Raw genomic sequence first — 20,018 nt, forward strand, 5'->3', positions numbered from 1 at the left:
TCAGCGCGGGCCGGACCGCCGCAGCAGCCGCTCGAACGCCCGGGTCGCCTCGGGCGAGCGCAGTCGCGCCATGAAGTGCTCCGCCTCCTCGGCGATGCGTCCCGTCACCGTCTCGGGGTCACGCATGAGCGACCGCGTCAGCGCGACGGCCTCCGGCGGGCGGGCCGCCACCTCCGCGGCGGCGGACCGGGCGAACGCCTCCACCTCGTCCACGGGCAGGACCGCGTTGGCCAGGCCCCACGCCTGCGCCTCACGGGCGTCGACCACCTCGCCGAGGACGAGGACGGCGAAGGCCCGCGGATGGCCGATGCGGGCGGGCAGCAGCAGCGACGACGCCGCCTCGGGCACGAGACCCAGATCGACGAAGGGCGCGGACAGGAGGGCGTCGTCGGCCAGGTAGACCAGGTCGCAGTGGAGCAGCATCGTCAGGCCGATCCCGACCGCACGCCCCTGCACGGCGGCGACGAGCGGCTTGCGCCCGGCGGCGAGCGCCCGCAGGAACGCGAAGGCCGCACCGGCGGGTCCGTCGTCCGCCAGCCCGCCCCCGCCGGCGGCACCGCCCGCGGCTGCCGCCTGCCCGCCCGCGCCGCCGTCCCCGGCGGCGGCGAGGAAGTCCGCGAGGTCGTTCCCCGCGCAGAAGCTGTCCCCGGCGGCGCGCAGGAGGACGCAGCGCACCGCGTCGTCCTCGTCGGCTCCGGTGAGCGCGGCGCCGAGCGTCGCGTACATCTCCCCGGTCAGGGCGTTCTTCTTCTCCGGCCGGTTCAGGGTGAGGGTCAGCACGCCGTCGGCCTGCTCCACCAGCACGTGCGCGCTCACGCGGGACTCCTTCATCGACGACGACGAGCGCCGCCAGCGTAGCGCCGGCCTCCGACCCCGGTCCGCGCGGGACGTGGCCGCACCTACACCGCCCCGACCACCTGCACGAGGACGATCTTCGCGATGATCCCGAGCGCGAACAGCGCGGCGTAGCCGGCGTCGACCCGCTCGTCCACGGTCCGGCCGTTGGCGTAGGCGAGGATCGCCGGCTGGCCGACGAACCCGGCGAGACCGCCCGCGGCGCGGGCCGCGGACGTGCCGACCAGCCGGGCGAGCAGCACGAACAGCCCCGCGGCCGTCGCGACGACCACGACGGCGAGCGCCACGATCTTCAGGCCCGTCACGCTGAACGCCGACGAGGCGAACGCCTGGCCGGACGCGAGCCCGGTGGCCCCGAGGAACAGCAGCAGCCCGAGCTGGCGGATGGTGAGGTTGGCCGAGCCGGGCAGGCCCCACACGAGCGGCCCCGTGCGCTCGAGCCGGCCGAGGATCATGCCGACCACGAGCGGCCCGGCGGCGGAGCCCAGCGCGAACGCGATGCCGCCGGGCAGCGGCAGGGTCACGAGGCCGACGAGCAGACCGAGCGCGAGGCCGATCCCCAGCGAGAGCGCGTCGATCTCGCTGACCCGGCGCTGGGAGTCGCCGAACAGCTGGGTCAGCCCGTCGATCTCGCCGCGCGGGTAGACCACGCGGACGCGGTCGCCCAGCTCGAGGACGAGGTCCTCGTGGGCGAGGAGGTCGAGGTCGCCGCGCTTGACCCGGGTGACGACGCCGCGGAAGCGCCCGGGCACGTCCAGCTCGCCGACGGTCCGGCCGGCGACGGCACGGTCGGAGACGATGAACCGGCGGTAGTCGACCTCGCTGCGGTCGTGGGCGAGGTGGTCGCTGACGCGGTGGCCGAGGTGCTCGCGGGCGCGCCGCACCGCCGGCTCGGGGCCGACGACGACCACGCGGTCCCCCGCACGAAGCTCCTCGTCGGCGGCGACCACCCGCGTCTGGCCCGCGCGCTCGAGGTAGGACAGCCGCACCTCGCGCTCGGCGACGCCGGGGATGTCGAGGAGCCGGGTGGGCCGTTCGACCTCGACGCTGATGTCGATGAGCCCGACGCCGGCCACCGGGTCGGGGTCCCGGACGGTGCGCCAGGGCCGGGCCAGGACGGCGGCCACGACGAGGATGGTGAGGACGACCCCGACGGGGTAGGCGAGCGAGTACCCGACGGCGGGGTCCTGGCTCCCGGCCTGCGCCGTCGCCGCAGCGAGGGCGGGGGTAGAGGTGAGCGCCCCGGCGAAGGTCCCGGCATTGAGCGCCGGCGCGAGCCCCAGCGCGCCGCCCAGCACGAGCGTGACGACGGCGACCAGAGCGAGGACGACGACGGAGCCGCCCATGAGGGGCAGCTGGCTGCGCAGGTCGCGGAAGAAGCCGGAGCCGGCGGCGAGGCCGACGGTGTAGACGAACAGGGCGAGGCCGAGGGACTGCACGAGCCCGAGCCCCTCCCCCAGCCGCGGGTCGAGGGCGCCGACGGCGAGGCCGACGAACAGGGCGCCGGCGGGGCCGAAGCGGACGGGGCCGAACGGGATCATCCCCACCAGGGTGCCGAGGGCGACGACGAGCATCATCGTCAGGAGCGGGGAGGCGGCGAGGACGTCGAGCACGGCTCTAGCGTTCCACCGCGGCGCCCACCAGGCGCCCCGCGCGGGGGTCGGCCTGGTCACGTCGGCCGGCGGTGGCGGGCCCACGGTCCGTGGCGCGGTGGCCGCCGTCGGAGGCGGAGCGGCCGTCCCCTGCGTGGTGGCCGCCGTCGACCGCGCTCAGGTGGTCGAGGATGCGCACGACCGCCTCCCGCCCGGCGCGGTTCGCCCCGACGGTGGACGACGACGGCCCGTACCCGATCAGGTGCAGCCGCGGCTCGCCGGCCACCTGGGTGCCGTCCATCGTGATGCCGCCGCCGTGGCCGCGCAGGTGCAGCGGGCGCAGGTGGTCCAGCGCCGCGCGGAAGCCGGTGGCCCAGAGGATGACGTCGGCACGCTGGAGGGAGCCGTCGGCCATCCGCACGCCGTCGGGCTCGATGCGGGTGAACATGGGGTGCCGGTCGAGCACGCCACGCTCGGCCGCCGCGCGCAGCTCGGGCCGCCAGATGAGGCCCGTGACGGACACGACGCTGAGGGGCGCGAGCCCCTGCCGGACGCGCTCCTCGACGCGTGCGACCGCCTGGCGGCCGGCCTCGGGGTCGAAGTCCTCGTCCCGCCACACGGGCTCCCGGCGGGTGACCCACGTCGTCGTCGCCACGTGCGAGATCTCCTCGAGCAGCTGGACCGCGGAGATGCCGCCGCCCACGACGACCACGTGCTGCCCGGCGAAGTCCTCCGCCCGGACGTAGTCGGCCACGTGGAGCTGGCGGCCGCGGAAGGTCGCCTGCCCCGGGTAGACCGGCCAGAACGGCTTGGTCCAGGTGCCGGTGGCGTTGATGACGGCGCGGGCGGCGAAGGTCCCGGCGTCGGAGGCGACGAGCAGGCGGCCGGAGGGGTCGTCGTCGACGCGCCGCACGGAGGCGACCCTGACAGGGCGCAGCACGCCGAGCTCCAGCCTCTGCTCGTAGTCGCCGAAATATGCCGGCAGGACGTCGACGCTCGGCTCGCACGGGTCGATCTCGGGCTGCGGCATGCCCGGGAGGTCGTAGATGCCGTTGACGGTCGCCATGCGCAGGGAGCGCCAGCGGTGGCGCCACGCGCCGCCGGGGCCGGGCTCGGCGTCGAGGATCACGTAGGTCCCCGCCCCCTCGTGCTCGCCGCCGTCGAGGGCCGGGACGAGACCGAGCCTGCGTAGGTGGTACCCGGCCGAGAGGCCCGCCTGGCCGGCGCCGATCACCACCACGTCCGCGAGGACGGCGGTGTCCGCGGGGACGGCGGGCGCGCTCGGCGTGGTCATGTCGACGACAACGCGGCTTCCGACCGAAGGCTTCCGGACCGCGTCGTGGCATCGGCCACGGTCGGACCGAGCGGGGTCCGAGCACCTTCGTCGACGGCGGACTCCCCGCCCTCAGTTGCCGGCGGCCCGGTACTGCTCGACCACCTCGGCCCTGATGCGTCCGCGCGGGCTGACCTCGATGCCCTGGCCGGCCGCCCAGGCGCGCACCGCGGCCGGGTCGAACGCCTGCTTCTTCGTGCTCGAGGCATGGGTGCGGCGGCGCTGGCCCTCGATCTTGCGGCCGGCCTCCAGGTACGGCCGCAGGGCGTTCTCGAACTCCGCCACCTCCTCGTTGGTGAGGTCGACCCGGTACAGGACGCCCTCGTAGGAGAAGTCGACCGAGCGCCCCTTGCCCCGCTCGATCGGCCTGCCGGAGATGTCGGAGACCAGCTCGGTGATCATCTTGGTTGCCACATCGACAACTTTAGTCATTTTGTTGGTGCGATTTTTACCCTCCGTCGCGGGACGGCGGCGGAGTGACGCGCGGTGGCCCGCGCACGCCCCCTCGACCGGCCGTCCACAGGTCCGGCGCACCGTGTCACCCGGTCGTCGTAGTCTCGTTGCCCTCGGGTCCGGGGGCCGCCCGACAGTGAGCACGGAGGGAGTCTGCGCATGGAGCTGACGGCGGTGCGCGCGCTCGGCGAGGAGCTGCTCGCCCGGCACGGCCTGACGTCGTGGCGCTTCGCCCTCGACAACGCCAAGCGCCGGGCCGGGGCGTGCAAGTTCGACTCCCGCACCATCTCCGTCTCGCGTCACCTCATGGCCCTGTACGAGGAGGCGCACGTGCGGGACACGATCCTGCACGAGATCGCGCACGCCCTCGTCGGCCCCCGGCACGGCCATGACGCCGTGTGGCGCGCGAAGGCGCGGGCGATCGGCTGCTCGGGCTCCCGGCTCGTCGACGCCGAGGCCCCGCGGGCGCCGGCCCCCTGGCAGGGCACCTGCCCGCGCGGGCACACCTACGACCGGCACCGCCGACCGTCCCGCCCCGCCAGCTGCGCGCGGTGCGAGCCCGGGTTCAACGCCGATCTCCTGCTGACCTGGACCTTCCACGGCCGTGCCGCCTCGCCGGGCCCGCGCTACGAGCGAGAGCTGTCACGCCTGCTCGCCGGGCGCCGACGGCGCGGCGCCGGGCCACCCGGGACGCTGGCGGGCGGGCAGGCGGACGTCGCGCAGAGCCCGGCCACCGGGCTGTCCGCCGCCGCCACCGCGACCACCGCGGCAGGGACGCGCGCCCCGGAGCGGGACCTGATGCGCGAGCTGACCGTCGGCGGTCACCTGACACCAGGGACCGTCGTGCGGATCACCGCCCCGGGGAAGTACTTCGGCCGCAAGGTCACCATCGTCAAGAGCGCCCGCACCCGGTACCACGTGCGCGGCGGCGTCGAGCGCCTCACGGTGCCCTTCGCCTACGTGGAACCCGCGTGATCCGACCCCCTCTGAGCGCAGGTTCCAGCACTAGCTCGTGCTGATCCGCGCCGTCGCGCCGTGAGGCGCGGCCGCACCCGGCAACGGTTAGGCGCCGACCGGTGCCTCATCCCGGTCCAGCGCATCCTGGAGAATGGGAACGACGTCGGACGCGACCGTCTCGAGCAAGCTCAGGGTGTGGGCGAGCGAGCCGTTCTCGTGCACCTGCACCATCAGCTCCGTGGCGCGCGGGAGCACCGGGTCTGAGGCGAGCGCGCTGGCGACCGCCGCCGGCGGGCCGGTCGCGATGAACGACAGGTCGAGGTACTCCTCGGTGGTGCGTCCCGGCGGGAACTCCCCGGACGAGAGATAGGGCTGGACGTACCGCCGCACGATGTTCGCGACCTCCCGGTCGTCGTCCGGGTCGCCGAGGAGCGGAAGCACAGCTCGCGAGACGCCGACCCGAGGCGACGTCCCGGCGGGCAACGCCTGGACATACGCGTCCACGACGGGCTCCTGCGCCTGCGGGGTGGGGATCCCCGCGCCGATCGCCCTGCGGGCGAGGAGCAGTCCGAGGCCGCGTCGGCCGATGGCCTCCGCGCCGGCGCTGCTGGACGTGGAGTGCCACACCCGGTCCCGCAGCGTGCCCGCCGGGGGCTGCAGGACCGCTCCGTCGGGTTCGACGGGGTCGCCGTCGAGCGCGCGGAGCAGCGCCTCCAGGACCTCGGCGGCGTGCTGCCGCTGGCGTTCCGGGTCCCGGCCGAAGGCGCGGAACACGTGCGGCTCCAGGTGGGCGGGCACGCCCGCCCCGACCCCGAGCTCCAGCCGTCCGCCGCTGAGCCGGTCGACGACCACGGCGTCCTCGGCCAGCCGGAGGGGGTCCTCGAACGGCAGCGTCACGAGGCCCGTGCCCAGGTGGATGTGCTCGGTCCGCTGCGCCGCCGCCGCGAGGAACGGCAGGGTGGACGGCAGCCGGCCGTAGGTGGCACTGAGGTGGTGCTGCGCCACCCACCCGGTGTCGTAGCCGAGCGCCTCGGCGGTCTCAAACACGCGCAGCGTGCTGGCGTACGCCTCGGTCGCGTCATCCCCGCCGGTGACGTGCGTGAGAAAACCGAGCCGGAGACGCGGGCGAGCGCTCATCGGGCCACCGCCCGGTCGACAGCCGTGTTCACGAGCGAGCCGGTGATCGACTGCGGCCGGGTGAGCAGGTTGAGCACCGGGCACACGCGCTCGACCTCAGCGTGGAGCCGGTCCAGCTGGTCGGCGCCGGCAGGTGAGGAGAGCGTCACGGTGTAGGTGAGGTCCTGGGGCTCCACCGGCACGTCCGGGAAGTCGTCCAGGCCGCCGCGGGGGTCCAGGCTGCCGCGCACCTCGACGGCGAGCGAGTCGAGCGGCACCTCGAGCTCGGCGGCCTTGATGAGGAAGACGTGGGTCAGGCAGCTGCCGAGCACGCCGAGCAGCAGCTCGGGCGACGACGGCCCGAGGTCGTAGCCCGCGAAGTCGGCGGGGCTGTCGCTGATCACCTGGAAGTCGCGGATGCGGATGCGGCGGACGCCGCTGCGCCCCTCCGCGTCCACCCGCGCGGCGAGCTCGGCCCGCGGGTACCCGGCCTGGGCCGAGCGGTCTCGTCGCTCCAGGAGGGCCCGGCGCTTCTGCTGCAGGTAGCGCCTCAGGCCGCTGGTGGTCTCGGTGTGCTCGCTCATGCGGAGAGCGCCTCCTCGATCAGCGCGGTGTTCACGACGGTACTCCAGTCGGGTTCCTCCGAGATGATGCCCAGCTCGACGGAGTCCTGGGCGTCCCGGCTCACCTCGGCGACGAACGCCTCGCCCGGGATGGACAGCTCGTAGTTCCGGCGGCTCACGGTGAGCTCGGCCGCCTCGAGCGGGAGCTCGTTCTTCTCGGCGAAGAGCGCGACGGCGTCCGCCCGGTTCGCCGTGACCCAGTCGAGGCCCTGCCGGTACGCGCGCAGGAACGCGACGACGGCGTCCGGGTGCTCCTCGACGAAGGCCGAGTTGCCGGAGATGGTGACGTAGTTGTTGATGTGGTCGCGGCCGCTGGCGAGGACGCGCGCCTGCCCCGCGACCTCGGCGCGGGCGAAGAACGGGTCCCAGGTCCGCCAGGCGTCGATGGCGCCCGAGACGAGCGCCGCCTGCCCCTCGTTGTTCTCCAGGCGCACCCACTCGACGTCGTCGACGTCGAGGCCGGCCGTGCGCAGCGCCCGCAGGAAGAAGATGTCGGGCACCGAGTAGGGGCCGGCGACCTTCTTGCCGCGCAGATCTGCGACCGAGGTCAGCGGGGAGTCCGGCAGCGTCAGGACCGCGTGCGTCTCGGGGCTGCGCTCGACGACGGCGAGGATGGTGAGCGGGAGGCCGTTGGCGATGGACACCGTCGGCGTCCCGCTGATCCCGAGGTCTGCCTGTCCGCCCGCGAGCGCCTCGATGATCGGGTCGTAGGAGAGCAGGCTGTTGAACTGCGGGCTCCAGCCGATCGTCGACAGCTCGTCCGTCAGCAGCTCGCGCTCCTGCAGGGCGTGGGCGACGACGTAGGGCGGCTGGTACACGAGCCTCAGGGTCCCCGCGGCGCCCGACGCTGCGGCGCCGACAGCGTTGCCCGGCCGGGCGCAGGCGGCCAGGAGTCCGGCCGCGGCCGCGCCGAGGCCGACGCCGAGGAACCCGCGCCGCGACAGCGACGACGTGACGGTGGTGGTCAGGGATGGAGTGGTCATCTCGTGGTCCTCACGGGAGCTGGGTCGTGGATGAGGTGGAAGGCGGCGAGGAGCGCGCGGCGGAGCTCGACGAACTCCTCGCCGGCGCGGTCCCGGGGGTAGGGCAGGTCGATCGGGAGAACCTGCGCGACGCGACCGGGCCGTGCGGAGAGCACGACGACCTTCTGCGCGAGCGCGATCGCCTCGTCGATGTCGTGGGTGATGAGCACCGTGGTCACGCCCTGGTCGGCCCAGATGCCCTGGAGCTCCTCCTGGAGCCGGATCCGGGTGAAGGCGTCGAGCGCACCGAAGGGCTCGTCGAGCAGGAGCACCTCGGGCGCGGGAGCCAGGGCCCGGGCGATCGCGGCGCGCTGGGCCATCCCGCCGGAGAGCTGGTGAGGGCGGGCACCCTCGAAGCCCTCCAGGCCGACGAGCCGGACCAGCTCCGCGACGCGGTCCGGGTCGCGACGTCGGAGACCGAAGCCGATGTTCTCTGCGACGGTGAGCCAGGGCAGCAGCCGGGGCTCCTGGAAGACGATCCCGCGCCTGATCGAGGGTCCGGTGACCTTCTCGCCGCCGACCCGCACAAAACCGGAGTGCTGGACGTCCAGGCCGGCGACGGCGCGCAGCAGGGTGGACTTGCCGCACCCGGACGGGCCGACGAGGGCGACGAACTCGCCCGGGCGCGCGCTGATGTCGACGTCGCTGACCGCGAGCAGCGGTCCGTCCGGCGTCGGGAACTCCCGGCTGAAGCCGGTGACGAACAGTGAGGCACTCATGCTCATCTCCCCGAGTAGGCGTCGCGCCAGGACAGCAGGTGGTGCTCGAGCTGCCGGACGATGACGTCGACGACCTTCCCGGCCACCGAGAAGACGAGGAGCGAGGCCAGGACGATGTCGACGCGGACGAACTCGCGCCCCTGGGCGAGCCAGAACCCCAGCCCGCTCGTCGCACCCATGAGCTCGGCGATGACGAGCGCCAGCCAGGCCACCCCCAGCGCGTAGCGCACCCCGGTGAGCACCTCGGGCAGTGCGGCCGGGATGATGACGCGGCGGAGCAGGGCGGCGTCGTTGAGCTCGAAGACCTTGCCGACCTCGATGAGCTTGCGGTCCACGTTGCGGATGCCGGCGAACGTGTTGAGGTACAGCGGGAAGAAGCTGCCGAGCGCGATCAACGTGATCTTGGGTGCCTCGTTCAGGCCGAGCCAGAGGATGAGCAGCGGCGTCAGGCCCATGAAGGGCACGGTGCGCAGCATCTGGACGGTCGTGTCCAGGAGCGTCTCCGCCCGGCGGGAGAGTCCGGTCAGCGAGCCGAGGAGGACCCCCAGGGCGCCACCGGTCAGGAACCCGGTGACCCAGCGGAAGCCGCTGGCCCACAGGTGCTCGAGGAGTGTCCCGTCCGTGGCCGCCTGCCAGAGGGTCGAGAAGACGGTCGTCGGGGGCGGGAGCAGCACGGGGTTGGCCCAGCCGGAGACCGACGCCGCCTGCCACGCGGCAAGGAGGACGGCAGGGAGCGCGAAGCCCGCGAGCCGTCTGGCGCCTGCTGGTCTCCTCCGGGTTCGAGCGGGTGGGCCTGCCTCTCGTGCGGGCCCGCGGACGCCGGCGTCCGGCGGCGCGAGCTCGGCGGGTGCGGTCATGGTTCGCTCCAACAGCTTGGTCTGGGCAGGGGGGTCTGGGGTCGGACGGCCGGGAACCCGCGGTCTCCAGGGCCGTCCTCGGGTCTCGACCGCATGCACGCCGTCGGCAGGTGGTCTCGACCGCACGCCGTCGGCAGGCTCGTCCGGCGGCGCCCACCGTGGGGCCGGCGGAGAGAACGCGCCGATCAGGTCGCCCGCCGGTCAGGTCGCGCGCCGGTCGAGGCGTGGCGCTCCCGCGCGGGCCCGAGAGCCGGCGTCGACCCGGACCTCCCGGATCTCGGGTCCAAGGCCGGGCCCGACGGCGGCACGGGTCGCGGCAGGAGAAGGGAGCACCGGACGCGGACTCGCGAAGCTCGGGGAGCCGGCGTGCCGGGTGGATCAGTCCTGCACCAGGTCTTCGTCAGGCGGTGCAGGACCTGCGCATGCAGCGACAACAGCGCGGGGCGGACGTCCCGGGCGCGCAGCTGGGGCGCGCGGCGGAGTGGAGAGAGCGGGTCGAGAAGACCGTCGTTCCCCTCATGGTTCCTCCGTCATCGGTCGTTTGCGGGCGGCCGCTCCTGGGTCCGCCTCGGTCGGGACACTGTCAGCCGCCGCCGCTCGGGCGGGACCGAGGTCCCTTGTTTCTCGCATCGCAAGACGCGAACCACCCCCACGACCCTCGGGATCTTCCGGGATGAGACAGGCGAACCAGCCAGGCCGACCGCCACGGGCGGCTCGGTAGTGTCCGGGCCGCAAGCCTGACGGGACCGAGGAAGGGGCGAGCTCGTGACAGTCGAGTGCATCGCGGACCGGCACGCCGCCGCTGCGGGGATCAGCCCCGACGATTTCAAGGCCGTCTTCCGTAACCATCCGGCGGGCGTCGCGGTCGTCACCCTCCGCGGCCCGGACGGCCCCGTCGGCTTCACGGCGACGTCGGTCACCTCCGTCTCCGCGGCACCTCCGGTGCTGGCGTTCTCCCTGGCCGCGGCGTCCTCCTCGCGGCCGGCTCTGGAACGGGCCAGCTCCGTCGTCGTCAACTTCCTCGCCGAGGACCAGCGGGACGTCGCCGCGACGTTCGCCCGGCGCGGGGTGGACCGCTTCGCGCAGGTGGCGTGGACCTCGCTGCCCACCGGCGAGCCGGTGCTCCGCGGAGTCACGGCGTGGGTGCGCGGCGAGATCGACGAGCGCATCCCGGTGGGCGACAGCCTGCTCGTGACCGTCCGCGCCGGCCTCTCGGCACGGCACGACGGCACACGGCCCCTGGTGTACGTCGACCGGACCTACCACCGCCTCGGCGACCACGGCCTGTCCGAGTAGCGCCCGCCGGCAACGGCGCGCCGCGGCGGCTCTTTCCCGCCGCCCGGGATGCCCCGCGCTCTCCACCACGGGAGTACCGGCGCATCAGTTCCGGCGCGTCGGTTTCAACGCATCACTCCGGGCGCGTGGCCTCCTCGAGCAGCTCGAGGACGTGCCGGTACGGGCGCGAGGTCGCCGCCGTCATACCCATCTCGCAGGTGCGGTTGCACGAGGCGTAGGCGGCGAACGGTCCGCCGGCACGCTCCGCCGCCGCGATCTCGGCCGCCTCCGCCTCGGTGGCGCCGGACGGCAGCTCGGGGTGCAGCATCCCGCGATCACCCGCGGTGCCGCAGCAGCCCCACGAGGCGGGCACGGTGACGTCCTCGGCGACGGCGTCGGCCACCGTGACGAGGTCGGCCACCATGCCCAGGTGGACGGCGGAGCAGGTGGGGTGCACGGCGAGCGACGGCAGGCGCCGCCCGGGCGCCACGGTCACGCGGTCCAGCAGGTGCTCGCGGGCGAAGACGACGGCGTCGACCACCCGCACCTGCGCCCACCGCGCGGCGAGCTCGCCGTCGAGGCGGTCCCCGATCCCGGTCAGGCCGTGGGTGCAGCTGGAGGCGTCGCACACCAGGGGGATCCGCCCGCCGTCGGTCAGCTCCCACACCAGCGCCGCGACCTTACGGGCCATGGTGGCGGCACCGTCGGACAGGCCCTTCGACTCCCACACCGTGCCGCAGCACAGGGCGTCGATCCCGGCGGGCACGGCGACGCGGAGCCCGGCCCGCTCGCACAGCCGGAGGAACGCGGCCGCCGCGCCGTCGCCGTCGCCCTCGGCGGCGAAGAGCGAGCCGATGCAGGCGGGGAAGAAGACGACGTCCGCCCGTCCGGCGGCGGGCACGGCGGACGACCGGTCGGGCGCGGCGGACGACTGGCTGGCCGGTGGGGCGGACGCCACGACCACGCCGGGTGGAGCCGGCGCCACGACGGCGTCGGACGCCTCCGCGAGCGCCGCGCGTGACCCGCCGGGCCCGGGCAGGTCCTCGCCCACCTGCGGGATCCAGTCGCGCAACGCCTCCCCCGCCACGGCACGCACCCCCGCCGTCACGGCGGGGAGCACCGGCCCGGGCACGACCTCGGCGACGCCGAGCGCGGCGCGCAGGACCGCCGTCGTCGGACCCCACCGCCGGGCGAGGAGGTCGCCCGCCACCTTGACCGGGACGGGCCGGGACCCCGCGCGGAACTCCTTCATGACCTTGCCGGTGTCGATGCCGACCGGGCAGGCGGTCACGCACAGGGAGTCCGCCGCGCAGGTGTGCACGGCCTGGTAGTCGTACTCGCGCTCGAGCGCGGCCCGCCGCTCCGGGCCGGACCGGGCCATCTCGCGCAGCAGCACGATGCGCTGCCGGGGCGTCGTCGTGGTGTTCCGCGACGGGCAGACCGGCTCGCAGTAGCCGCACTCGACGCACCGATCGAGCTCGGGGTGCGCGGCGGGGAAGGTCTTGAGGTTCTTCAGGTGCGCCTCGGGGTCCTCGGCCAGCAGCACGCCGGGGGCGAGGATCCCGGCCGGGTCGCACAGGGTCTTGAGCTCGCGCATGACCTCGTACAGCTCGTCGCCGTACTGCCGCCGCACGTAGGGCGCCATGATCCGCCCGGTGCCGTGCTCGGCCTTGAGCGAGCCGTCGGCGCCGAGGATGAGGTCTACGAGGTCCTCGGTGAACGCGGCGAACCGGTTCAGCTCGGCCCGGTCGTCCAGCCGCGGGTTGATCTGGAAGTGCAGGTTGGCGTCCTTCGCGTGGCCGAAGATCACCGCGTCGTCGTAGCCGTACCGGCCCAGCAGCCGCCCGAGGTCGCGCACGGCGCCCGGCAGGGCGGGCGGCGGGACGACGATGTCCTCGAGGAGCGCCGTCGTCCCCTGCGGCCGCGCACCGGCGACGGCGGCGTAGAGCACCTTGCGGGTCACCCACATGCGCGCGCGGGCGGCGGCGTCCGTGGTTAGCTCGGCCGGCGCGGTCAGGTCGAGGCCGGCGACGACGGGACGCACCCGCTCGGTCGCGGCCGCGAGCGCCTCGGCGGTGGTGCCCTGCACCTCGACCAGCAGCGCGGTGTGCTCGCGCACGTCCAGCGCCCGCATGAGATCGGGCGCGTTCGGGTCGCGCCGGGAGACCCGCAGCGAGGAGGCGTCGAGGAGCTCGACGGCGACGGCGCCGGCCTCGGTGAGCGGGATGATCGCGTCGGTGGCGCGGTCGATGGTGTCGAAGACGCACAGCGCGGTGGCGGCGTGCGGCAGCGCGGGCACCGTCCGCAGCGTCACCTCGGCGACGTAGGCGAGCGTCCCCTCCGACCCGACGACGAGGTGGGCGAGGATGTCGGCGGCGGAGTCGTGGTCGAGCAGCGCGTTGAGGCCGTAGCCCATCGTGTTCTTCATCGAGAACTGGTGCTCGATCCGTGCGCGCAGGCCGGTGTCGCCGCGCACGCGGTCGCGCAGGCGCAGCAGCCCGGCGTACAGCGCCGGCTCCATGGCGCGCAGGACGGCGTCGGCGTCCCGCCGGCCGGTGTCGAGCACGGTGCCCGAGGGCAGGACGAGGACCATCGACTCGAGCGTGCGGTACGCCGTCGCCGTCGTCCCGGACGTCATCCCCGAGGAGTTGTTCGCGACGACGCCGCCGATCGTGCAGGCGATCTCGCTCGCCGGGTCCGGCCCGAGCCGGCGGCCGTGCCGGGCCAGGGCGGCGTTGACCCGCCGCAGGACCGCGCCCGGGCCGCAGCGCACCCGGGCGCCGTCGTCCAGGACCTCGACCTGGGCGAGGTGGCGCCGCACGTCGACGAGGACGCCGTCGGTCACGGCCTGCCCGGACAGCGACGTGCCGCCGGAGCGGAAGGTCACCGGCGTGCCGGCGCGGGTGGCGGCGGCCAGCACCGCGGCCACCTGCTCGGTCGAGGTGGCGGTGACGACGGCGGAGGGGGTGAGGAGGTAGTGCGAGGCGTCGTGGGCGAGGCGGGCGCGGTCGACGACGGCGGTGGAGACGTGGTCCCGGCCGGCGGCGCGCGTGATGGCGGTGAGGTCCGGGTCGACGGCGGTGCTCGCCGCCGCCCGGGCGGGGGTGCGGACTGTCATAGATTCCTCTCCGTGGCTCGCCTCGTCGCGTCGCCCCCCACTCTGCCACCGAGCCCGGTCGGCGAGCGTCCGGATCGCCGGGGCCGCGGGGCCGCGGAGGCCGCCCTCTCCGGCCCGCGAGCCGGAGTCGCAGCCGGGGTGGCACCCCTGGTTCCGGACGGCATCCCGGGCGTCGCCGCAGCACGTCGGTGCGATTGTCCGCGCCGGGACACAGGGCTACCGTTGACGTCACCGGGGGGTCACCGAAGCGTCACGCAGGCAGGCTGGGAGCCGACATGGTGCCTACACCCGTCCGGAGACCCAGGCCGACGACGGAGCTGCGTTGCCTGCCCACGTTCGAGCTGCGCGTCGGCGGCGCTCCGGTCCCGCTCCCCCACCGCGCGCAGCGCGTCCTGGTGTTCCTCGCGCTGCGGTCCGGGCCGGCGGACCGGCCGGAGCTGGCGGGCACCCTGTGGCCCGACGTGCCCGCGTCGCGGGCCTACTCGAGCCTGCGCTCGACGTTGTGGGGCCTGTCCCGGCTCACGCCCAGCCCGGTGATCGCCGTCGGGTCGAGCGTCCAGATCAGTCCCGACGTGCGGGTCGACCTCGACGGCGCCCGCCGTCTCGCCCAGCGCATCATCGAACGCGGGCCGGGGAAGGTCGCGACGCCGGCCGCGCTGGCCGCGCTGCGCCACGACTTCCTGCCGTCGTGGTCGGAGGACTGGCTCGCCGCCGAGCAGCACCACTTCCGCCAGCTCCGCCTGCACGCCCTCGAGGTCCTCAGCCGGCACCTGAGCGAGAAGGGCGACCACGCCCTCGCGGTGGAGGCCGGGCTGCTCGCGCTGGCCTGCGAGCCGCTGCGCGAGAGCGCCCACCGCACCCTGATGCTGGCCCACCTCGCGGAGGGCAACCGCGCGGAGGCGATCTGGCAGTACCACCGGTGCCGGGAGCTGCTGGCCAACGAGCTCGGGCTGGCGCCGTCCCCGGAGATGGAGGCGCTGCTCCAGCGGGCGCTGCGGGACGGGCCGGAGCCGGCCGGCGCGAACGGCGCGGAACCGGAGCCTCCCGCCGGGGTACGCCCGGCAGAGGTGCGCCCGGCAGAGGTGCGTCCGGCCGAGAGGAACGGCGTCCTCAGGAGCCCCGGCTCGCCTCCCGCCAACCTCTAGCGCGACGCGTGCAGGCCCGGGTCCGGGACGGTGCATGCACCACGGCCACGTCGTCGCTCACGTAGGCCGAGACCGCGCGCTAGACCTCCTTGAGCGCCGACACAACGTTCGTCAGCGACTCCTTCGCGTCCCCGAACAGCACCTGCGTGCGCTCGGCGAAGAGCAGCTCGTTCTCGATGCCGGCGAAGCCGGGCCGCATCGAGCGCTTGAGGAAGATCGTCTGCCCGGCCTGGTCCGCGTTGATGATGGGCATCCCGTAGATCGGGGCGGAGGTGTCGGTGCGGGCGGCGGGGTTGACCACGTCGTTCGCGCCCACCACCACCACGACGTCGGTCGACGGCATGGCGGCGTTGACGTCGTCGGCCTCGACCAGCAGCTCGTACGGAACGTTGGCCTCGGCGAGGAGGACGTTCATGTGGCCCGGCATGCGCCCGGCCACGGGGTGGATGCCGTAGACCGCGTCCACGCCCCGCTTCCGCAGCGCGGTGACCAGCTCGGCGACCACGTGCTGCGCCTGCGCGACGGCCAGGCCGTACCCGGGCACCACGACCACGCGGCTCGCGTACGCCAGGGTGATCGCGACGTCCTCGGCCTGCGCGCGGCGCACCGGCCGGTCCGAGACCTCGGTGGACCCGGCGGTGGAGCCGCCCTTGAGGGCGCCGAAGAGGATGCCGCCGACGGACCGGCCCATCGCCGTCGCCATCGCGAGGGTGAGGATCGTGCCCGAGGCGCCCACGAGGGTGCCGGCCACGAGCAGCAGCGTGGAGCCCATCGCCCAGCCGGAGGCCGCCACCGCGAGCCCGGTGAACGCGTTGAGCAGCGAGATGACGATGGGCACGTCCGCCCCGCCGACCGGCAGCACCAGCAGCGCGCCGAACGCCAGCCCGAGCACGAGGAGGATGAGACCGAGCCACACGTCGGCGGTGAGCGTGACGGCGACGGCCGCCCCGAGCCCCGCGCCGAGGGTGACCACCAGCAGCAGCCCGGCGCCCGGCACCACGATGGGCCGCGAGGTGATGGTGCCCTGGAGCTTGCCGTAGGTCAGCAGCGAGCCGAGCAGCGAGGTGGAGCCGACGAACACCGCGAAGGCGGTCGCGCCGGCGACGACGAGGGTCACGTCCCGCCCGCCGAACTCGGTGAGCTCCATGATCCCGACGATCGCCGCGGCGCCGCCGCCGACGCCGTTGAAGATGGCGACGAGCTGCGGCATCTCGGTCATCTTCACCCGGCGCGCGGCCGGCACGGCGACGGCGGAGCCGAGCCCGACCGCGCCGAGCACCACGGCGAGGTTGGCGCCGGCGAAGTCGGTGGAGAACAGCACCGTGACGACCGCGAGCGCCGCCCCGGCGGCCCCGAGCAGGTTGCCGCGGCGAGCGTTGCGCGGGGAGGACAGGCCCTTGAGGGCGAGGATGAAGCAGACGGCGGCCGCGAGGTAGGCCAGCTCGGTGACGGAGGCGGGCAGGAGGTTCATCGCCGCTCGCTCCCCACGGGCTCCTCGGTCCGCTGCCGCGGACGGCCGGAGAACATCTCGAGCATCCGGTCGGTGACGACGAAGCCGCCGACGAGGTTCACCGTCGCCAGCAGGGTCGCGAGCGCCCCGAGCACCAGCAGCACCGGCGAGGTGGCGTGCGCGGTCACCGTCACGGCGCCGACCAGGATGATGCCGTGGATGGCGTTGGCGCCCGACATCAGGGGCGTGTGGAGGGTGGAGGACACCTTGGAGACGACCTCGACGCCGACGAATGCGGCGAGCACGAAGATCGTCAGGACGGTCAGGCCGCTCATCGGGACCCCTCCGCGTAGCTGTGGGTGGGCAGCTCCTCCGCCGGGCTCGGCGGGGCGGACCCCGGCGGGGCCACGTCGTCCGGCGTCGCGGCCGGGACGGGGCGGCCCTCGCGGTCGCGGGTGACGCCGTCGTGGGTCAGCGCCATGCCGGTCACGATGTCGTCGTCGAGCGGGACCACCAGCGCGCCGTCGTCGCCGGTGAGGAGCGCGACGACGTTGGCGACGTTCTTGGCGAAGAGGCGCGAGGCGTCCGTGGGCAGGTCGGACGCGGCGGAGGCGAGGCCGACGACGGTGATGGTGCCGCCGCCGCGGGAGCTCGGCACGGCCACGTCCATCCCGGGCATCGAGCCCTCGACGTTGCCGCCGGAGGCGGCCGCCAGGTCGACGACGACGGAACCGGGCCGCATCGCGGCCACCATGTCCGCGGTGACCAGCTGCGGCGCCCGGCGCCCGGGCACGGCGGCGGTGGTGATGAGGACGTCGGCGGCGGCGATGTGCGGCGCGAGCGCGTCCTGCTGCCGCTCCGCGGCGGTGGCGCCCAGGGCGCGCGCGTACCCCCCGGTGCCGGTGCCCTCGGCGGAGTCGAGGCCGACGTCGATGAAGGTCGCGCCGACCGAGCGGACCTCCTCGGCGGAGTCGGGCCGGATGTCGTTGGCGGAGACCTTCGCGCCGAGCCGCTTGGCGGTGGCGATGGCCTGCAGGCCGGCCACGCCGACCCCGAGGACGACGACGTTCGCCGGCGGCACGGTGCCGGCCGCGGTCATCGCGAGCGGGAAGAACCGGGGCAGCCGCACCGCAGCCTCGAGGACGGCGCGGTAGCCGGCCGCGAGCGCCTGCGAGGACAGCACGTCCATCGACTGGGCGCGGGAGGTCCGCGGCAGCCGCTCGAAGGACAGCATCGTGACCCGGTTGGCGTTGGCGGCGGCGAGCCGGTCGGCGTCGTCCAGGGGCGCGTCGAGCCCGAGGGTCACCGCCCCGGGCCGCAGCCGGCGCAGGGCCGCGGCGGGCACCGGGGTGACGTGGGCGAGGATGTCGACGGCGGCGAGGTCGACGGCGGCGACGATCTCCGCGCCCGCGTCGGCGTAGGCGTCGTCGTCGTGGTGGGCCCCGGTTCCGGCGCCCGACTCGACCAGGACCCGGTGGCCGGCGCGGACGAGCGCGCCCGTGACCTCCGGGACCAGGGCGACGCGCGTCTCGGGGGCAGGCTCTCGCGGCGCTGCGATGATGCTCACGCTCAGAGCCTAGGCCGCGGCGTGTGCGACATATGGGACTTTGTCCCCTGTGCCCCGGCCGGACGGGCGCCCCCTAGAACCCGCCCCAGCGCTCGACGTGCGGCGCGTCGGGGTCGCGCATGTCGATGACGACCTCCGACCGGTTCACCGGGTCGGCGATCTCGCGGTAGAGCCGCAGGGCCGGCAGGTATCGCTCCTGGTAGCGGGCCTTGACCGCCTCGGGCTCGTCGTCCTCCTCGTTGAGCCGGCCCAGGACGCGCTCGAGGGTGACCGACTCGGGCACCGAGAGGTAGATGCGCAGGTGCCAGAGGTCCTCGAGCTCGGGGCGCAGCAGGCTCATGCCGTCGACGAGCACCACCGTCCCGGGTTTCTCGTGGGCCGGGTCGCCGATCGTGATCTCGCGGATGCGCTCCAGCGGGTAGACGTTCTCGTACACCCAGTGCGGGTCCGCCGCCTGGGCCGAGCGCCGGAGGACGAGCGGAATGATCAGGTCGTCCGCGCTGAACCGGCGCAGCTCCGCACCGTTGGGCAGCATCGGGTACAGGACGTCGTCGAGGTCGCGGGCGAACGTCGTCTTCCCGGCGGCGTCGGGCCCGTCGATCGCCACGTGGAAGGAGGGCGTGCCCACGGCCCGCTCGCTGATGCCCCGCGCGATGCGCTCGAGGACCTGGCGGCGCTGCTCCGTCGCTGGTGCCATGCCGTGATCGTAGAGTTCCCGGCGGGGAGGTACGAGCGGGACGCACCGGGGCGTGCGCGGCTTCAGCGGCTTCAGCGGAGCAGCAGCACCCCGCCGAGCGAGAGAGCGGCCGCGACGACGGCGGCGGCCAGGCCGAGCAGGAGCGCGGGCCCGCCCCGGCTGACGAGCGCCCGGACGTTGACCCCGGCCCCCAGCGCCACCATGGCGACCGTGAGCAGGAACGTCGAGGCGACCTGCACCCCCTCCACCACCCCGGCGGGCACGGGCAGCAGCGAGCGCACCGCCACGAGCACGAGGAACCCGACCACGAAGCCGGGCACGAGCGGGGGCCGTGCGGCGGCGTGGTGGGGCGGGGCGGCGCCGGCGAGGACCGCGTCGGCCGACTCCACCGCCGCCAGCCGTTCCGCCTCCACGCGGGCGCGGCGGCTGCGCGCGAAGCTCACCCCCGCCACCAGCGGCGCGAGCAGCACCACCCTGCCGAGCTTGGTGAGCACCGCCGTCGCCAGCACCGCCTCACCGACCAGCCCGCCCGCCGCGACGACCTGCCCGACCTCGTGGACGGCGGCGCCGAGCCACACGCCCGTGGCGTGGGCGTCGAGCGCGAGGGCTGCGGCGAGCGGGGGCAGCGCGAGCATCGAGACGGTGCCGAAGATCGTCACGGCGGCGACGGCGGTGGTGGCGGCCGCGTCGACGTCCTCCTCGCGGTCGCGGTCGGCGGTACCGGCGACGGCGGCCATCGCGGCGACGGCCGACGCCCCGCAGATCGCCGTACCGGTGGCCAGCAGCAGCGTCAGGGTGGCGGGCACACGCAGCAGGCGGCCCAGGAGCAGCGTCAGGGACCAGGTGCCCGCCACCGTGACGAGGATGACGGCGAGCGCGCCCCAGCCGAGGCCGATCACCTCGGGGACCGAGAGCTGCAGCCCGAGCAGGACGACACCGAGCCGGAGCACCGTGCGGGCGCTGTAGCGCACCCCGTCCTCGGCGGCAGCGGGGACCAGGCGGAGGTTGCGGAGCAGGACGCCGACGAGGATCGCGACGAGCAGGGCCGAGACCACCGGCACGGCCCGGTTGAGGGCGAGCGCCGCCACCGCGACGAGCGCGGTGAGCAGCAGCCCGGGAGCGCGGCGGCGCCAGGAGGTCGGGTCGGGCACCGCCCCAGCATGCCGCACGGCGGGTATCCCCTCTCTACCGCCCGGCCGCGACCGGGGATTCTGCCGCCTCGCGGGCGCGCCTACCATG

18 protein-coding genes are annotated in these 20,018 nt (G+C 74.8%); 3 read left to right on the plus strand and 15 right to left on the minus strand.

All coding sequences use genetic code 11. The features are described from left to right. The 4 genes from KZX45_RS06880 to KZX45_RS06895 all read right to left on the minus strand — a co-directional run bounded on the left by KZX45_RS06880 (position 1) and on the right by KZX45_RS06895 (position 4,194). Entirely contained in the window at positions 1-816 is an 816-nt protein-coding gene (locus KZX45_RS06880) for an enoyl-CoA hydratase-related protein (protein ID WP_248256983.1), read from the minus strand. Positions 817-899: 83 nt separating this feature from the next. Beyond that, positions 900-2,468: a TrkA C-terminal domain-containing protein gene (locus KZX45_RS06885; protein ID WP_248256984.1), complete on the minus strand. Its 1,569-nt coding sequence runs from the start codon at positions 2,466-2,468 to the stop codon at positions 900-902. 4 nt (positions 2,469-2,472) lie between these two features. Continuing rightward, on the minus strand, positions 2,473-3,741 hold the full coding sequence (locus KZX45_RS06890; protein WP_248256985.1) for an NAD(P)-binding domain-containing protein: 1,269 nt from the start codon (positions 3,739-3,741) through the stop codon (positions 2,473-2,475). Positions 3,742-3,852: 111 nt separating this feature from the next. After that, positions 3,853-4,194, minus strand: coding sequence for an Lsr2 family protein (locus tag KZX45_RS06895; RefSeq protein WP_248256986.1), 342 nt, complete (start codon positions 4,192-4,194; stop codon positions 3,853-3,855). 198 nt (positions 4,195-4,392) lie between these two features. Between KZX45_RS06895 and KZX45_RS06900 the strand changes: the two genes are divergently transcribed. After that, on the plus strand, positions 4,393-5,208 hold the full coding sequence (locus KZX45_RS06900; protein WP_248256987.1) for a SprT-like domain-containing protein: 816 nt from the start codon (positions 4,393-4,395) through the stop codon (positions 5,206-5,208). Positions 5,209-5,295: 87 nt separating this feature from the next. Here the strand turns inward: KZX45_RS06900 and KZX45_RS06905 are convergent, their stop codons facing one another. From KZX45_RS06905 to KZX45_RS06925, 5 genes are read right to left on the minus strand one after another with little or no spacing between them, the layout of a single operon-like run. Beyond that, positions 5,296-6,327, minus strand: a complete 1,032-nt coding sequence (locus KZX45_RS06905) for an LLM class flavin-dependent oxidoreductase (RefSeq protein ID WP_248256988.1) — start codon at positions 6,325-6,327, stop codon at positions 5,296-5,298. Next, positions 6,324-6,890 (minus strand): OsmC family protein, encoded by a 567-nt coding sequence (locus KZX45_RS06910; RefSeq protein WP_248256989.1) that lies wholly within the window; start codon positions 6,888-6,890, stop codon positions 6,324-6,326. Before KZX45_RS06910 ends, KZX45_RS06905 begins: the two co-directional genes overlap by 4 nt. Continuing rightward, positions 6,887-7,912 carry an ABC transporter substrate-binding protein gene (locus KZX45_RS06915; protein WP_248256990.1) on the minus strand — a complete coding sequence of 342 codons (1,026 nt, stop codon included), beginning with the start codon at positions 7,910-7,912 and terminating at the stop codon, positions 6,887-6,889. Before KZX45_RS06915 ends, KZX45_RS06910 begins: the two co-directional genes overlap by 4 nt. Beyond that, on the minus strand, positions 7,909-8,670 hold the full coding sequence (locus KZX45_RS06920) for an ABC transporter ATP-binding protein (RefSeq protein ID WP_248256991.1): 762 nt from the start codon (positions 8,668-8,670) through the stop codon (positions 7,909-7,911). The genes KZX45_RS06915 and KZX45_RS06920 overlap by 4 nt, the downstream gene beginning before the upstream one ends. 2 nt (positions 8,671-8,672) lie before the next feature. After that, positions 8,673-9,527, minus strand: coding sequence for an ABC transporter permease (locus KZX45_RS06925; RefSeq protein ID WP_248256992.1), 855 nt, complete (start codon positions 9,525-9,527; stop codon positions 8,673-8,675). Between the two features lie 765 nt (positions 9,528-10,292). On the opposite strand from KZX45_RS06925, the gene KZX45_RS06930 reads away from it, so the two are divergent. Continuing rightward, positions 10,293-10,823, plus strand: coding sequence for a flavin reductase family protein (locus tag KZX45_RS06930; protein WP_248256993.1), 531 nt, complete (start codon positions 10,293-10,295; stop codon positions 10,821-10,823). Between the two features lie 112 nt (positions 10,824-10,935). On the opposite strand, the gene KZX45_RS06935 is transcribed toward KZX45_RS06930, so the two are convergent. Continuing rightward, entirely contained in the window at positions 10,936-13,920 is a 2,985-nt protein-coding gene (locus KZX45_RS06935) for an FAD-binding and (Fe-S)-binding domain-containing protein (RefSeq protein WP_248256994.1), read from the minus strand. A 275-nt stretch (positions 13,921-14,195) separates the two neighbouring features. On the opposite strand from KZX45_RS06935, the gene KZX45_RS06940 reads away from it, so the two are divergent. Then, positions 14,196-15,065: a bacterial transcriptional activator domain-containing protein gene (locus KZX45_RS06940; protein ID WP_248256995.1), complete on the plus strand. Its 870-nt coding sequence runs from the start codon at positions 14,196-14,198 to the stop codon at positions 15,063-15,065. Positions 15,066-15,144: 79 nt separating this feature from the next. On the opposite strand, the gene KZX45_RS06945 is transcribed toward KZX45_RS06940, so the two are convergent. The 5 genes from KZX45_RS06945 to KZX45_RS06965 form a co-directional block, all read right to left on the minus strand. After that, positions 15,145-16,536, minus strand: coding sequence for an NAD(P)(+) transhydrogenase (Re/Si-specific) subunit beta (locus KZX45_RS06945; RefSeq protein WP_248256996.1), 1,392 nt, complete (start codon positions 16,534-16,536; stop codon positions 15,145-15,147). Then, positions 16,533-16,850: an NAD(P) transhydrogenase subunit alpha gene (locus tag KZX45_RS06950; RefSeq protein ID WP_248256997.1), complete on the minus strand. Its 318-nt coding sequence runs from the start codon at positions 16,848-16,850 to the stop codon at positions 16,533-16,535. The genes KZX45_RS06945 and KZX45_RS06950 overlap by 4 nt, the downstream gene beginning before the upstream one ends. Then, positions 16,847-18,082 carry an NAD(P)(+) transhydrogenase (Re/Si-specific) subunit alpha gene (locus KZX45_RS06955; RefSeq protein WP_248256998.1) on the minus strand — a complete coding sequence of 412 codons (1,236 nt, stop codon included), beginning with the start codon at positions 18,080-18,082 and terminating at the stop codon, positions 16,847-16,849. Before KZX45_RS06955 ends, KZX45_RS06950 begins: the two co-directional genes overlap by 4 nt. Before the next feature lie 73 nt (positions 18,083-18,155). After that, positions 18,156-18,779 carry a hypothetical protein gene (locus KZX45_RS06960; protein WP_248256999.1) on the minus strand — a complete coding sequence of 208 codons (624 nt, stop codon included), beginning with the start codon at positions 18,777-18,779 and terminating at the stop codon, positions 18,156-18,158. Between the two features lie 71 nt (positions 18,780-18,850). Then, the gene (locus KZX45_RS06965) at positions 18,851-19,930 is read right to left on the minus strand and encodes a putative sulfate exporter family transporter (protein ID WP_248257000.1); all 1,080 of its coding nucleotides are present in this window, start codon (positions 19,928-19,930) and stop codon (positions 18,851-18,853) included. Between the last annotated feature and the right edge of the window lie 88 nt (positions 19,931-20,018).

Origin of the sequence: Georgenia sp. EYE_87 (assembly GCF_023148685.1) — a bacterium.
Lineage (GTDB): Bacteria > Actinomycetota > Actinomycetes > Actinomycetales > Actinomycetaceae > Georgenia.

Coding starts and splice junctions, on each gene's coding strand:
- KZX45_RS06890 (WP_248256985.1), bottom strand. CDS start 3,741: ATGACCACGCCGAGCGCGCCCGCCGTCCCCGCGGACACCGCCGTCCTC.
- KZX45_RS06900 (WP_248256987.1), top strand. CDS start 4,393: ATGGAGCTGACGGCGGTGCGCGCGCTCGGCGAGGAGCTGCTCGCCCGG.
- KZX45_RS06905 (WP_248256988.1), bottom strand. CDS start 6,327: ATGAGCGCTCGCCCGCGTCTCCGGCTCGGTTTTCTCACGCACGTCACC.
- KZX45_RS06910 (WP_248256989.1), bottom strand. CDS start 6,890: ATGAGCGAGCACACCGAGACCACCAGCGGCCTGAGGCGCTACCTGCAG.
- KZX45_RS06915 (WP_248256990.1), bottom strand. CDS start 7,912: ATGACCACTCCATCCCTGACCACCACCGTCACGTCGTCGCTGTCGCGG.
- KZX45_RS06920 (WP_248256991.1), bottom strand. CDS start 8,670: ATGAGTGCCTCACTGTTCGTCACCGGCTTCAGCCGGGAGTTCCCGACG.
- KZX45_RS06925 (WP_248256992.1), bottom strand. CDS start 9,527: ATGACCGCACCCGCCGAGCTCGCGCCGCCGGACGCCGGCGTCCGCGGG.
- KZX45_RS06935 (WP_248256994.1), bottom strand. CDS start 13,920: ATGACAGTCCGCACCCCCGCCCGGGCGGCGGCGAGCACCGCCGTCGAC.
- KZX45_RS06940 (WP_248256995.1), top strand. CDS start 14,196: ATGGTGCCTACACCCGTCCGGAGACCCAGGCCGACGACGGAGCTGCGT.
- KZX45_RS06945 (WP_248256996.1), bottom strand. CDS start 16,536: ATGAACCTCCTGCCCGCCTCCGTCACCGAGCTGGCCTACCTCGCGGCC.
- KZX45_RS06950 (WP_248256997.1), bottom strand. CDS start 16,850: ATGAGCGGCCTGACCGTCCTGACGATCTTCGTGCTCGCCGCATTCGTC.
- KZX45_RS06960 (WP_248256999.1), bottom strand. CDS start 18,779: ATGGCACCAGCGACGGAGCAGCGCCGCCAGGTCCTCGAGCGCATCGCG.